This is a genomic window from Pseudomonas sp. PB101 (assembly GCF_009764265.1).
Lineage (GTDB): Bacteria > Pseudomonadota > Gammaproteobacteria > Pseudomonadales > Pseudomonadaceae > Aquipseudomonas.
The window spans coordinates 80873-94138 of sequence record NZ_RWIR01000035.1 but is presented as its reverse complement, the minus strand read 5'-3'; the positions used below and the strand labels follow the sequence as shown (position 1 = coordinate 94138).

General features: G+C 62.0%; 12 protein-coding genes and 1 tRNA gene. 5 read left to right on the top strand and 8 right to left on the bottom strand.

Annotated features, from left to right (window positions below):
• The 4 genes from EI969_RS11185 to EI969_RS11170 form a co-directional block, all read right to left on the bottom strand.
• On the bottom strand, positions 1-1572 hold the full coding sequence (locus EI969_RS11185; protein ID WP_160387851.1) for an aldehyde dehydrogenase (NADP(+)): 1572 nt from the start codon (positions 1570-1572) through the stop codon (positions 1-3).
• Positions 1573-1645: 73 nt separating this feature from the next.
• Positions 1646-2593 (bottom strand): dihydrodipicolinate synthase family protein, encoded by a 948-nt coding sequence (locus EI969_RS11180; RefSeq protein WP_160387850.1) that lies wholly within the window; start codon positions 2591-2593, stop codon positions 1646-1648.
• A gap of 58 nt (positions 2594-2651) precedes the next feature.
• Positions 2652-3578 carry a 4-hydroxyproline epimerase gene (locus EI969_RS11175; protein WP_160387849.1) on the bottom strand — a complete coding sequence of 309 codons (927 nt, stop codon included), beginning with the start codon at positions 3576-3578 and terminating at the stop codon, positions 2652-2654.
• A gap of 45 nt (positions 3579-3623) precedes the next feature.
• A complete protein-coding gene (locus tag EI969_RS11170; RefSeq protein ID WP_160387848.1) occupies positions 3624-5258 on the bottom strand; it encodes an APC family permease in 1635 nt (544 codons plus the stop codon).
• A 188-nt stretch (positions 5259-5446) separates the two neighbouring features.
• On the opposite strand from EI969_RS11170, the gene EI969_RS11165 reads away from it, so the two are divergent.
• From EI969_RS11165 to EI969_RS11155, 3 genes are all read left to right on the top strand, one after another.
• Positions 5447-6241 carry an AraC family transcriptional regulator gene (locus EI969_RS11165; protein WP_160387847.1) on the top strand — a complete coding sequence of 265 codons (795 nt, stop codon included), beginning with the start codon at positions 5447-5449 and terminating at the stop codon, positions 6239-6241.
• A 79-nt stretch (positions 6242-6320) separates the two neighbouring features.
• Positions 6321-6701 carry a RidA family protein gene (locus EI969_RS11160; protein WP_150717662.1) on the top strand — a complete coding sequence of 127 codons (381 nt, stop codon included), beginning with the start codon at positions 6321-6323 and terminating at the stop codon, positions 6699-6701.
• Between the two features lie 645 nt (positions 6702-7346).
• Entirely contained in the window at positions 7347-9335 is a 1989-nt protein-coding gene (locus EI969_RS11155) for a U32 family peptidase (RefSeq protein ID WP_160387846.1), read from the top strand.
• Between the two features lie 41 nt (positions 9336-9376).
• On the opposite strand, the gene EI969_RS11150 is transcribed toward EI969_RS11155, so the two are convergent.
• Both EI969_RS11150 and EI969_RS11145 read right to left on the bottom strand, forming a co-directional pair.
• Complete coding sequence (locus EI969_RS11150; RefSeq protein ID WP_256678295.1) at positions 9377-9958, bottom strand: hypothetical protein; 582 nt, start codon at positions 9956-9958, stop codon at positions 9377-9379.
• Positions 9959-10073: 115 nt separating this feature from the next.
• Positions 10074-10502 (bottom strand): hypothetical protein, encoded by a 429-nt coding sequence (locus tag EI969_RS11145; RefSeq protein WP_160387845.1) that lies wholly within the window; start codon positions 10500-10502, stop codon positions 10074-10076.
• 323 nt (positions 10503-10825) lie between these two features.
• Between EI969_RS11145 and EI969_RS11140 the strand changes: the two genes are divergently transcribed.
• Together EI969_RS11140 and EI969_RS11135 are read left to right on the top strand one after the other, a co-directional pair.
• Positions 10826-10900, top strand: a tRNA-Gln gene (locus tag EI969_RS11140).
• Positions 10901-11092: 192 nt separating this feature from the next.
• The gene (locus EI969_RS11135; RefSeq protein ID WP_160387844.1) at positions 11093-11521 is read left to right on the top strand and encodes a molybdopterin-binding protein; all 429 of its coding nucleotides are present in this window, start codon (positions 11093-11095) and stop codon (positions 11519-11521) included.
• A gap of 81 nt (positions 11522-11602) precedes the next feature.
• Here the strand turns inward: EI969_RS11135 and EI969_RS11130 are convergent, their stop codons facing one another.
• Both EI969_RS11130 and EI969_RS11125 read right to left on the bottom strand, forming a co-directional pair.
• Positions 11603-12253: a glutathione S-transferase family protein gene (locus EI969_RS11130; protein WP_160387843.1), complete on the bottom strand. Its 651-nt coding sequence runs from the start codon at positions 12251-12253 to the stop codon at positions 11603-11605.
• 275 nt (positions 12254-12528) lie between these two features.
• Positions 12529-13035 (bottom strand): DoxX family protein, encoded by a 507-nt coding sequence (locus EI969_RS11125; RefSeq protein WP_160387842.1) that lies wholly within the window; start codon positions 13033-13035, stop codon positions 12529-12531.
• Positions 13036-13266: the final 231 nt, after the last annotated feature.

Below are 13266 nucleotides of genomic sequence, written 5' to 3'. Positions count from 1 at the left end.
CTAGGCTTCTCTCTGGCCGTCGAGCAGGCGACGCAACTGCAACGGATTACCGTGCTTGAGCGCGGCCGGCAACAAGGCATCGGGGAAGTCCTGGTAGCAGACCGGGCGCAGGAAACGCAGGATGGCGGCGGTGCCGACCGAGGTGCTGCGCGCATCGGACGTCGCCGGGAACGGGCCGCCATGGACCATGGCGTCGCACACCTCGACACCGGTCGGCCAGCCATTGACCAACAGGCGCCCGGCCTTGCGTTCAAGAGTCGGCAGCAAGGCGCGGGCGCTCTCCACATCGCCGTCGTCCAGATGCAGGGTGGCGGTCAGTTGACCTTCCAGGTGTTCGAGGACCTGACGGATTTGCCCGTCGTCGGCACATTGCACGATCAGCGAAGCAGCGCCGAACATTTCTGCCTGCAACGCCGGGTCGGCGAGAAAGTCGCTGGCCTGGGTGACGAACAGGTGGGCCTGGCACTGGTTCGGGGTTTCCCCACGTACGCCCGTTGCAACGGTTTGCGCGTGTTCGGCCAGCGAACCGACGCCGGACTCGTAGGCGTTGAAAATGCCGGGGGTGAGCATGGTCTGCGCCGGGCTGCGCTGTAGCAGTTGCGCAGCCGCCTGGATGAAGCGATCAAGGTCCGGGCCTTGGCGGGCAATCACCAGACCCGGGTTGGTGCAGAACTGGCCGGCACCCTGGGTGAGGGAGGCGACGAAGCCTTGCGCCAGCGATTCGGCGCGTGATTGCAGGGCTGCCGGGAACAGCAACACCGGGTTGATCGAACTCATTTCCGCGTACACCGGGATCGGCTCGGGCCGCGCCTGGGCCGCCTTGCACAGGGCCATGCCGCCGCTGCGCGAGCCGGTGAAACCCACCGCCTTGATGCGCGGGTCGGTGACCAGGGCGATGCCCACTTCGCGGCCGGAGCCGTACAACAGCGAGAACACGCCTTCGTGCAGCCCGCACAGTTTGACCGCGCGGGCCACGGCTCGGCCCACCAGTTCACTGGTGCCCGGGTGCGCGCCATGGGCCTTGACGATCACCGGGCAACCGGCGGCCAGTGCCGAGGCGGTGTCCCCGCCGGCGACGGAGAAGGCCAGGGGGAAGTTGCTCGCGCCGAACACCGCCACCGGGCCGAGCGGCACCTGACGCTGGCGCAGGTCCGGGCGGGGCAGGGGTTGACGCTCGGGCAACGCGTTGTCGACTCGCACATCGAGCCATTCGCCTGCGCGCACGGTGCGGGCAAAGGTGCGCAGTTGCTGGCAAGTGCGGCCGCGCTCACCCTGGATGCGCGGGCGTGGCAGACCGGACTCGGCCACGGCGCGGTCGATCAATTCATCGCCGAGGGCTTCGATTTCGCTGGCGATGGTTTCGAGGAATTCGGCGCGTGCGTCCAGGGACGTCGCGCGGTAGCTGTCCAGTGCATTCCACGCCAGGGCGCAGGCCTGCTCGACGTGTTCACCGCTGCCACCGTGGTAGGCCGGTTCAAGGGGTAGATCCGTGGCGGGATCGATGCCGCGGATCGCTTCGCGGTTGCCGGAGATGGCCTGCTGGCCGATCAGCATGTTGCCTGTCAGAGTCATGGTCGTTCCTGAAAAAAAGAGAGCGGGGCGTTGGCGAAAATAAAAGCGGCGCGCATTGGCACGCCGCTGTACGTCAGGCGAAGTTCTGCTCGGCCGACCACTGCTCGTACCACTGACGGAACAGCGCGTACTGGTTCTCGGCGTAACGACGCTGGGCATCGCTGAGCACGTCGGTCTCGTTGAAGTGCAGGCTGTATTCCTTGTCGCCATTGAGCACCATCAGGTGCTTGTAATAGAGCACCAGGTCGCAGCCCTCATCGAAGGACGACAGCACTGCCAGTGCCGATTCCAGCTCCCGTGCCTGGCGACGTGCCTTGGCATCGCCCTTGGCCGCTTGTTTGCTCAGGGCCACCAGGCGCAACACTTCGCGCGGCAGGGCGTTGCCGATGCCGGTGATGGAGCCGGTGGCGTTGCAGTTGACGAAACCATGCACCACCTGGGTGTCGACACCGACCATCAGGGTCACGTCATCGTCCCTGGAGGTGATGTGTTCGGCGGCGTAGCGCATGTCGGCGGCACCGCCGAACTCCTTGAAGCCGATCAGGTTCGGGTACTCGCGACGCAGTTCGAAGAACAGGTCGGCGCGGGTGGCGAAGCCGTAGTAAGGGCTGTTGTAGATCACTGCCGGCAGGCCTGGAGCCGCTTCGAGAATCGCCGCGAAGTGGGCTTTTTGCGCGGTGGCCGAGGCGCCACGGGACAGCACGCGAGGGATGACCATCAAGCCCTGGGCGCCCACTTTGGCTGCGTGTGCCGCATGGGAAACAGCTTCGCGGCTGTTGACCGCACCGGTGCCGACGATGGTCGGCACACCGGCGGCCACCAGGCGCGCCACGCCTTCCTGGCGCTCGGCTTCGGTCAGCAGCGGCCAGTCACCCATGGAACCGCAATACACCACTGCGCTCATGCCGATGTCGATCAGCTCGCGACCCTTGGCCACCAGTGCGTCGAAGTCGGGCTTGCGCTCGGCGGTGCACGGGGTCATCAGGGCAGGGATGCAGCCAGTGAAAATGTTGTCGCTCATTTTGTTGATACTCCTTGAAGCGTTGATGCAGATCGGGTGAAGGAAGAAACGTGGCGGCTCAAATGCCCCACGCAAAGGGATCTTGTTCGTCGATCAGCAAGGTGCTGTCGGCGGTCATGTAGGCGCGGCCGGTGATGAAAGGGATGATGCGTTCGCCCTCCCATTCGTAGCTGCCGATGAACTGGCTGGCGGTGATGCTGGCCTGGACCCAGCGTTCACCGGCGGCCAGTTTGCCGTCGGCCGCCAGGCACGCGAGTTTGGCGCTGGTGCCGGTGCCGCAGGGCGAGCGGTCGTAGGCCTTGCCGGGGCACATGACGAAGTTGCGGCTGTCGGCGTGGTCGTCGTCGGCGAACAGTTCGATGTGGTCGATCAGCGCGCCGTCTTCACCGTGGATGCCCTGGTCCTCGAGGGCCTTGAGCATTGCCCAGGTGTATTCGGTGAGAAAGTCGACGTTGTCCATCTGCAAGGCCTGGCCGTGCTCGGATACCAGGAAGAACCAGTTGCCACCCCAGGCGATGTCGCCGTACACGCGGCCATGCCCCGGCACTTCGACCGGCACCTGTCGGCGGTAGCGGTAGGCGGGCACGTTGCGCAGGGTGACGTTGCCGTCTTCATGCAACGTAGCGCTGACAGGGCCGACCGGCGTATCAATCTTGTGCTCGCCGGGCTGGATATGCCCCAGGTGCTGCAGCGAGTTGACCAGGCCGATGGTGCCGTGGCCGCACATGCCGAGGTAGCCGGCGTTGTTGAAGAAGATCACGCCGCAAGTGGCATCCGGCGACACCGGTTCGCAATACAGCGCACCCACCAGCACATCGTTGCCACGGGGCTCCAGCAGGCAGGCGCGACGCCATTGGTCATGCTGCTCGCGGAAGGTATCGCGCTTCTCGGCCATGGTCCGGCCAGCCAGCTGGGGCAGGCCCGACATCACCAGGCGAGTCGGCTCGCCGCCGGTGTGGGAATCAATGACATGTACTTTTTTCATAAACACATCCATTAGAGGAACACGCAGGTTTTGCCGGCCTGAATTTCAGCGAGCGGGTTGGGCAGACACACCGATCGGACGCTGGGCGCGGTAGGCGGGATCGGCTTCTTCTTCACCGTCCTCGGCGTCCAGGCGAACCAGATGCGCCGGCACGCCGGTGGCCGCGCCCCAGTAGTAGATGCCCATGGCGCAGGCCGCCACGACCAGGGTGTCGAATGGATGGGTGAGCACACCCATGCCGCCGAAACTGCCGAGCCAGGACAGCACGATGGTCACGGCGTAGAAACCGATCAGCCATGCCGAGGAGCGCACTTGCTGGGCCAGGCTCAGGTGTTGGGTCGGCACGAAGCGACCACACAGCAGGTACACCACGAACATCAGGATCTGCAGGCCGAGCAGCCAGGACACGGTGTTCCAGCCGGACCAGTAGACGATCAGCGCGGCGATGATGAACGACACTGGCCCGAGCACGCCCATGTGCTTGACTCGGAACGGGCGCGGCATGTCCGGCGCATTGCGGCGCAGGGCGGCCACCGACACCGGGGCGACGGCGTAGCTCAATACCAGCGCGGCGGAGACCACGTTGATCAGCGCTTCCCACGAAGGGAAGGGCAGGGTCCAGAACACCGACAGGGCAAAGGTCAGCCACAGCGCCGGGCGCGGGATGCCGGACTTTTCGTCGATGCGCGTGAAGACCTTGAAGAAGGTACCGGTCTGCGCCCAGCCGTAGATCACCCGCGGGGTGGCGTTCATGTAGATGTTGCCGCAGCCGCTGGGGGAGATCACCGCGTCGGCCACCACCAGGTAGGCCAGCCAACCCACACCCAGGGCCAGGGCGATGTCGCGGTATGGCAGGGCCAGTTCCTTGGCGACGCCGGCCCAACCGTTGGCGAGCATTTCGGTGGGCACGCCGCCGAGGAACGCCACTTGCAGCAACACATAGATCGCGGTGGACAGCAGCACGGAGAGGATCAGTGCAATCGGGATGGTGCGTTGCGGATTCTTCACTTCGCTGGCCACCGAGATGATCGGTGTCAGCCCCAGGTAGGCGAAGATAATGCCGCCGGCGGACACCGCCATCTCGACACCGGACAGTCCGAACGGCATGAAGCCCTGGGCCTGGAAGTTCTCCGGCTTGAAGAAGGTGAACAGCACACCGATCACCAGCAACGGCACGATGAACTTGAACATGCTGATCAGGTTGTTGGCCTTGGCGAACGTCTTCACGCTGTAGTAGTTGAGCATGAAGAACAGGCACAGCAGGCCGAACTGGAGCAGCCAGCCAAGCGCCGTCGGGTTGCTGGAACCGGCCTGGGTCAATGCGGGAAACCACGCAGCGGCGTACTGGCGCGCGGCGACCACCTCGATGGCCACCAGGCTGGAAAACGCGATCAGCGTGATGAAGCCCATCAGGTAACCCAGCAGCGGGCCGTGGGAGTAGACCGGGTAGCGAATCACCCCGCCGGCACGCGGCAGTGCGGCGCCGAGTTCGCAGTACACGATGCCCAGCAGCAACACCGCAAAACCGCCCAGCAGCCAGGAAAAAATTCCCGCCGGCCCGGCGATGGCGGAGACGTGACTGGCTGCGAACAACCAGCCGGAGCCGAAGATGGCCCCCAGTCCGATAAACGTGAGGTCTATCAACGAAAGTTGTTTTTTGAACTTGCCTTGGCCTGACATTACATCGCCTTCTTGTGAGTTTTTGGATAGGCAGGTGTGCACTTCAAATCGCCTCTTTTCGGTTTTGCCGAGGAGGGCGGTGGGCATAGATTGAACCTGGCGGCGTGCTCGCGATTGATGTTTTGCTTGGGTGTCGATGACGAAATCAGCACAATGGCAGCTGTCTGATTTTTGCGAGGGGTCGGTTGATGACTGAGGATGCATTTGCGCTGTTGTGCCAGGGCGACGACTCGAACCGCCCCGAATCCATCGAACAACTGCTGGCCGGCATTGCGCTGTTGCTGCCCATGCTCGATGTGATTCCCAATGCCGCGATCTTCATCAAGGATGTGCAGGCGCGGTATGTCATGGCCAACCGCACGCTGGTGCAACGCTGCGGTTTGAAACACCTGAAACCGCTGCTGGGCAAGACCAGCGCCGAGGTGTTTCCCGAGCAATTGGGGCCTGGCTACACCGAACAGGACCGGCGCGTGCTGGAGCAGGGCTTTGTGCTGGAGGACCAGCTGGAGTTGCATCTGTACGGCAGCCGCGAGCCGGGCTGGTGCCTGACCCACAAGCGCCCGCTGTACAACCGCCGCAATGAAATCATCGGCCTGGCGGGCATCTCGGTCGACCTGCAATCAGCCAGCGACACGCACCCGGCGTACCAGCGCCTGGCAGCGGTGGACGAACACATTCGCGCGCATTTCAACCGGCGCGTCACCCTCGGTGAGCTGACGCGCATCGCCGGGATTTCCGTGGCGCAACTGGAACGCTACTGCAAGCGTGTGTTCCACCTGACGCCCCGGCAGATGATCCAGAAGGTTCGCCTGGAACACGCGCACCGGTTGCTGCTTACCGAGATGCCGATCACCGAGGTCGCCCTGCAGTGCGGCTATACCGACCACAGTGCGTTCACCCGGCAGTTCAAGGCCTTGACCGGTTTCACTCCGCGCCAGTACCGCCAGGCCACCGGCCACGCGCAACCGTCCGGCCTGGATTAGCGACGCGCCGGCAATGGCCCTGTAAACTGGCCGCGCAAAAGGCGCTGGCCTTTCCACTTCTTCAAGCAAGAGATCCCCCATGGCAAACCACGACCTGACCTTCACGCCCGACCTCGATGCCGATTCGATTTCTTCCGACGTCATCGGTTTCGCCGGTGTGCTGGTCTCCACCCAGATCCCCACCCGCGCCGACGGCAGCCTGGAACTGGGCGACATCACTTTGCAAAGCGAATGCACCCTGCAAGCGCTGAAGGTTGCGCTGGAACGTGCCGGCAGCTCCATGGACCGCGTGATGCACCTGACCATCTACCTCACCGACATGGCCGACCGCGCCGCGTTCAACGAAGTCTACAAACGCTACTTCGCCAAGCCATGGCCGGTACGCGCAGCCGTCGGGGTTGCCGCGTTGGCGGTAGAAGGCATGCGCGTGGAAGTCACCGCCATGGCGGCCAAGGCCTGAATCAACACCACAAAACCCCTTGTAGGAGCGAGCCTGCTCGCGATGGACGTCAACGATGACGCGGGCATCCTGTATGCACGCGTCGCCCTTGTGTTCATCGCGAGCAGGCTCGCTCCCACAGTTGAATGGTGTTGTGCACACTTTCCGAGTACGCCATAAAACCCCCTTGTAGGAGCGAGCTTGCTCGCGATGGACGTCAACGATGACGCGGGCATTCTGTATGCACGCGTCGCCCTTGTGTTCATCGCGAGCAGGCTCGCTCCCACAGTTGAATTCCGACATACCCCTCCCATGTGGGAGCGAGCTTGCTCGCGATGGCGGCGTGTCAGTCGACATCAATTTTGACTGTTCTACCGCCATCGCGGGCAAGCCCGCTCCCACAGTTGAATGGTGTTGTGCACACTTTCCGAGTGCGCCATAAACCCCGCTTGTAGGAGCGAGCTTGCTCGCGATGCACGTCAACGATGACGCGGGCATTCTGTATGCACGCGTCGCCCTTGTGTTCATCGCGAGCAGGCTCGCTCCTACGGGGATGGAGGCCGGCCAGGTCCGCTTGATGCGCCACCCGGCAGCATACGGGTGCCGGTCGGGCGATTCGCCGCTACAATGCACGCCTCGACCGTGACAAGCCTGACTAAAAAAACTATGTCTTTGCCCAAACATCACCTGGAATTGCTCAGCCCTGCCCGCGATGTGAGCATCGCCCGCGAGGCCATCCTGCATGGCGCCGATGCCGTGTACATCGGTGGCCCGAGCTTCGGCGCCCGCCACAACGCCTGCAACGAGGTGAGCGAGATCGCCGAACTGGTGGAATTCGCCCGTCGTTATCACGCGCGGATCTTCACCACCATCAACACGATCCTGCACGACAACGAACTGGAGCCGGCGCGCAAGCTGATCCACCAGTTGTACGACGCCGGCGTCGATGCGCTGATCGTCCAGGACCTGGGTGTGATGGAGCTGGACATTCCGCCGATCGAACTGCACGCCAGCACCCAGACGGACATCCGTACGCTGGAACGGGCGAAGTTCCTCGATCAGGCCGGTTTCTCGCAACTGGTGCTGGCCCGCGAGCTGAATCTCCAGGAGATCCGCGCCATCGCCGACGAAACCGACGCGGCCGTCGAGTTCTTTATCCATGGCGCGTTGTGCGTGGCGTTTTCCGGCCAGTGCAACATTTCCCACGCGCAGACCGGGCGCAGCGCCAACCGTGGCGATTGCTCCCAGGCCTGTCGCCTGCCGTACACCCTCAAGGACGAAAAGGGTGGCGTGATCGCTTACGAAAAGCACCTGCTGTCGATGAAGGACAACAACCAGAGCGCCAACATCCGCGCGCTGGTCGAGGCCGGCGTGCGCTCGTTCAAGATCGAAGGCCGCTACAAGGACATGGGCTATGTGAAAAACATCACCGCCTACTACCGCCAGCGCCTCGACGCCGTGCTCGAAGACCGCCCGGACCTGGCCCGTGCTTCCAGTGGCCGCACCGCGCACTTCTTCCTGCCCGACCCGGAAAAGACCTTCCACCGTGGCAGCACCGATTACTTCGTCACTGACCGCAAGATCGATATCGGCGCCTTTGACTCGCCGACCTTCACCGGTCTACCGGTAGGTGTGGTCGAGAAAGTCGCCAAGCGTGACATGCAGGTCGTGACGCACGAGCCGCTGTCCAACGGCGACGGTCTCAACGTGCTGGTCAAGCGTGAAGTGGTGGGTTTCCGCGCCAACATCGCCGAACCGAAAGGCGAGTTCGAGGAAGACGGCGAGAAGCGCTATCGCTATCGCGTCGAGCCCAATGAGATGCCGGAGGGGATGTACAAGCTGCGCCCCAACCATCCGCTGAATCGCAATCTGGATCACAACTGGCAACAGGCGCTGCAAAAGACCTCTGCCGAGCGTCGCATCGCCCTGAGCTGGGTCGCGCGCCTGCGTGAAGAACAGCTGGAACTGACCGCGACCAGCGAGGAAGGCATCAGCGCCAGCGTCACGCTGGCCGGCCCGTTCGGCGCGGCCAACAAGCCGGAGCAGGCGCTGGAACAATTGCAGGATCTGCTCGGACAACTCGGCACTACGCAGTACCACGCCATCGATATCAGGCTGGACGCGCCGCAGGCGTACTTCATCCCGAACTCGCAGCTCAAGGCCTTGCGTCGTGAAGTGATTGAAGCCTTGACCGAAGCGCGGGTCGCCGCGCACCCGCGTGGCAGCCGCAAGGCCGAAACCACACCGCCGCCGGTGTACCCGGACTCGCACCTGTCGTTCCTGGCCAACGTCTACAACCAGAAGGCCCGCGACTTCTATCACCGCCATGGCGTCAAGCTGATCGATGCGGCCTACGAGGCCCACGAGGAGGCGGGTGAAGTGCCGGTGATGATCACCAAGCACTGCCTGCGTTTCTCCTTCAACCTGTGCCCGAAACAGGCCAAGGGCGTGACCGGCGTGCGCACCAAGGTCGCGCCGATGCAGTTGATTCACGGCGATGAAGTGCTGACGTTGAAGTTCGACTGCAAGCCTTGCGAGATGCACATCATCGGCAAGATGAAGGGCCACATCCTCAACCTGCCGCAACCGGGCAGCGTGGTCGGTCACATCAGCCCCGAAGACCTGCTCAAGACCATCCCGCGCGCACCGCACTGAGTGACCGGTGAGCGCGCCGCAACGGCGTGCTCACCTGTTGTTCAAAATCCCGTGTAATTGAAATAAACGACTGCCACGGCAACGGCGAGGCCAAACGCTGCCAGGGCTTTTGTCTGTGCGCTCGGCTGGAATTCACTCGACGCTTGTTCAGGGAGTGGCGGGTACGCGGAGTCGTCCTGGCGGCGCTGCAGCATGGCCCGATAGCTGTAGCGCAAGCCGATCAGCAGGGAAATGGCCAGAAGGCCGAGGATCGCCCAGCGTACCGTGGCCGGTTTTCCGCTGGCGGCCTGGCTGTCCTCGTGCTCACAGGCCGGGCTGTTGAACTCCAGGACAGAAATCGGCTGGTAGACCGTCGAGGGCTTCGTTGCATCACTGTGCAGCTCCGCCATCTGGTCCAGGTCCAGTGCCTGATACTTCCAGAGAGTCTTCGATCCTTCCCGGCAATAAGTGAACGCAACAGGATTCGAGGCACCGATGATGCACGCGTCGTTGATGCCGGCTTTTTTCAGGGTCTCCGTCGCAGACCGTGTGAAATCCAGTTCGAGGACAGGAATCACGCCGTTGGCAGACACCGCGAACGACACCAGCAGGCTCGCCATGGCGCAGAAGATGGATATTTTCAAAGCGGGGGCGTCCTCGTTTGTCGTTATTTTTATTTGTTATAAACGCGGAGTCGGGGTGCAATCTGTTCTTGCTGGAGTCTAGACGCTGGCGAAAAATCCGGAGGGGTGAACGACACTAGCCACAGGTGTCGGCGACGGCTTTTTCAGCGCGTTTGAATTCCTGTTTGATGTCGGTGGGAATGCGTTGCTTCTTGAGTTCCTGGCCGAGGAAGGGTTGATCGCCCCGGGACTGGACCTCTGCGTCTTCGGCGGTTATCTGCGCTTCGACGGCAGCGGAGTGTTTATCGATGACGGCGTTGACCTCGGCTTCATCCTTGGCCGTATCAAGTGCCAGGACCAACTGGCCGGCCTCGGCTTTCTCGGCTTCGGCATAGGCTTCTACCGTCAACCCGGAGGCCAGGGCGCGCGCCTGGGTTTCCAGCCCGTTGAGATGCTCCCGGGCGGCCCTGCAGACCGCTTCCTGTCGCTGGCTCTCGATGTGTTCCCAGGTGTTGAGCCCATAAATCGCGGCCCCGACCACCACCAGGGTTGCAACGGTGCTCATCAATTTGCCTTTCACATTTGCTGCCCTCAAATGGCAAAGGAAGGGTGCTACGCAAACGATTCCCGATTCGATCCGTTCAAGGAAAAGCGTAGCAGACGCGGTCGGGCAGAATGTGCGTCGAGTACTCCCCCGAGATTCGGCTCAACACTAAGCGTCTGTTTTAAAAAACAAATTGTTTTATCAGGGGCTTCCCAGACGAGGCAAAAGTTGGTAAATTCCCGCCCACTCTTGCACAGGCCCTCACAGAGCCCGTCACGCAAGCAGGCAACAGCTCTTGTTGCCGCTCAAGAAAGCGAGTGCCAGGCACTCATCGCAACAGATACAGGGGCGTCGCCAAGCGGTAAGGCAGCAGGTTTTGATCCTGCCATGCGTTGGTTCGAATCCAGCCGCCCCTGCCATTTTCTTCCCGCGCAATCAGATAACACTCGACGAATGGTTATTATTCGTCGGTTCGGCGCGTTTCATGAAAACTTCCCGGCTGCGGCCATCCGTCACTGAGCCAGAGCTGCGCTGTAGTTGCTTCTACATAGCGCCTACACTGATGATGCACGCCGTTTCCTAACTTTAAAGTCAAGAAAAGGACGCCTCAAATGAAAGTCAGTGCACGCAACGTATTCAAAGGCAAAGTCAGCCAGGTCCAGCCAGGCGCAGTCAACGCCGAAGTGGTGCTGACCCTGGCGGGTGGCGAACAACTGGTTGCCGTGGTCACCATGGAAAGCATCAAGAGTCTGGGCATCGCTGTCGGCAAAGAAGCCGTTGCGCTGATCAAGGCGCCCTGGGTGATGTTGATGACCGAGTCGAGTGACATTCGCCTGTCGGCGCGCAACTGCCTGGAGGGCAAGGTACTGAGCGTTACCGATGGTGCGGTCAATGCTGAAGTGGTCATCGAGCTGGCCGGCGGCTCGAAGGTCTATTCGATCGTGACCCGCGATGCGGTGGCGGAACTGGGTCTGGCAGCCGGCGTCAGCGCCACGGCAGTGATCAAGGCTTCCCACATCATCCTGGGCGTTCCGGCCTGATTGCACGCAGGCATTATTTGCTGATCCCCGTGATCCATTGCTTGATGGATCACGGGGATTTTTTTTGTCGGCCGATCACCGTCACCGAAACCGTGGCGCAATAGCCTCGGCAAACGGATACATGGAAAAATACGGTCTCGCCTCGTCGATCACCCGATTGACCGAGGGTCGTTGGACCAACCTGTCGAAGTAAGCGCACAGGTGGCGATGCTCATCGGCAAAGGGGACGAGGGTGCTGGCGTAGAACAGCGCCGGGGCGGCGGCGCAGTCGGCCATGCTGAACGCCGGGCCGGCCACCCAGGTTTTTCCCGTCAGTTGGTGTTCAAGCATGCCGTACGCGGTTGTCAGCGCGGCGCGTTCGCGGGTCAGATCGCCGTTTGCGGCATTTATTCGGTCGGCGACGATCTTCTGCATCGGCACCTGCACGTGAAGGTCGAAAAAACGATCCCACAGCTTGACTTCCAGGGCGGCTTCCCAAGCCTCGGGTATCAAGTTCGCCTGCCGATCCAGGTACTCGATGATCACGCTCGATTCCGGCACAGCCTTGTTCCGCGCGTGGTCGCGAATGACCGGGAACTTGCCGAGCGGCCACAACGCTTGAAGCTCGGCCCGATCGGCAGCGTTGCCCAGGTCGATGATCCGTTTTTCAAACTTGATGTCCAGTTCATAAAACGCGATCAACGCTTTGTGGCAGAACGACGAGAGCGGATGGAAATAAAGAGTCAGTGACATCCTTCAATTCCTCGGTGAGATGCTTCGTTGGTTTCAGGCAAAAAAAACAGGGGACTGGCCCTTGTTCACGATAACGCGAGTGAACCGGATAAGCGCGGCGCACTTGAGGCCATCGCCGGCAAGCCGGCTCCTACAGATATTGCGGGGTCTATTGTAGGAGCTGGCTTGCCAGCGATGGTCGTCAACGATAACGCGTGTATCCAGGATAAACGCGGCGCACTTGAGTCCATCGCCGGCAGGCCGGCTCCTACAAGGATTGCGTTGCAGGATTCGTTTCAACGACGCCAGAAGAAACGGGTCAGCAGCGCATCGATGCTGAGCTTGCCGGCACCCGACAACAACAACGGCGTGAGCGCCACAAGGTAGATCAAAGGCAGTTTGAAGTTGCCGTAACCCTTGTTGCTGATGGCATAGCCTTGGGCAAGTTCACTCAGGCTGTGCCAGTCGGCGGGCCAATGCACGGCAGCGGTTGCGACCAGGGTCACCACCATCAGGCTCAACGCCGAAAAACGTGTGCCCAGGCCCACCAGCAAGGTCATGGCGAAGATCAGTTCGGCCCACATCGACAGTTCCCAGTTCAGCGCCGCCGGAATGTGGTCGAACGGAAACGGGAAGCGCTCCTGGATGTCGGCAAACCAGTTCTGGCCGTTTAATTTTTCCAGGCCGGACTCGAAAAATTCCCAGGCGAGGAACGCTCTCAGCGCCAGGGGGGCAACCCAGTCGCCGGCACGGTCGAGGTTCAGGTGCAGGCCTTTGACGGCCGAAGAAATGGAGATGTTCATGGACGTTGATCTCTTTCAGGTCGGGGAGGCGGGGCAACGGCATGTCCCGTGAGTTGAACGCTTTGATCGGCCGGGCCAATCGACAGGCGTATTTCATCAACGGGGTGTATCTGCGGTGTGTCGTCGGGGTGGGGTTTTGCGTGTGGGGTGTGTCGGTGGCGGGGTTGTACACATTGAGATACGTAACCGGTACCCTCGCCACAGCTCGCTCCCACAGGGAAATTGCTATAC

Bases quoted from the DNA above. Each gene is read 5' to 3' on its own strand.
- EI969_RS11185 (WP_160387851.1), bottom strand. From the start codon at position 1,572: ATGACTCTGACAGGCAACATGCTGATCGGCCAGCAGGCCATCTCCGGC.
- EI969_RS11180 (WP_160387850.1), bottom strand. From the start codon at position 2,593: ATGAGCGACAACATTTTCACTGGCTGCATCCCTGCCCTGATGACCCCG.
- EI969_RS11175 (WP_160387849.1), bottom strand. From the start codon at position 3,578: ATGAAAAAAGTACATGTCATTGATTCCCACACCGGCGGCGAGCCGACT.
- EI969_RS11170 (WP_160387848.1), bottom strand. From the start codon at position 5,258: ATGTCAGGCCAAGGCAAGTTCAAAAAACAACTTTCGTTGATAGACCTC.
- EI969_RS11165 (WP_160387847.1), top strand. From the start codon at position 5,447: ATGACTGAGGATGCATTTGCGCTGTTGTGCCAGGGCGACGACTCGAAC.
- EI969_RS11160 (WP_150717662.1), top strand. From the start codon at position 6,321: ATGGCAAACCACGACCTGACCTTCACGCCCGACCTCGATGCCGATTCG.
- EI969_RS11155 (WP_160387846.1), top strand. From the start codon at position 7,347: ATGTCTTTGCCCAAACATCACCTGGAATTGCTCAGCCCTGCCCGCGAT.
- EI969_RS11145 (WP_160387845.1), bottom strand. From the start codon at position 10,502: ATGAGCACCGTTGCAACCCTGGTGGTGGTCGGGGCCGCGATTTATGGG.
- EI969_RS11135 (WP_160387844.1), top strand. From the start codon at position 11,093: ATGAAAGTCAGTGCACGCAACGTATTCAAAGGCAAAGTCAGCCAGGTC.
- EI969_RS11130 (WP_160387843.1), bottom strand. From the start codon at position 12,253: ATGTCACTGACTCTTTATTTCCATCCGCTCTCGTCGTTCTGCCACAAA.
- EI969_RS11125 (WP_160387842.1), bottom strand. From the start codon at position 13,035: ATGAACATCTCCATTTCTTCGGCCGTCAAAGGCCTGCACCTGAACCTC.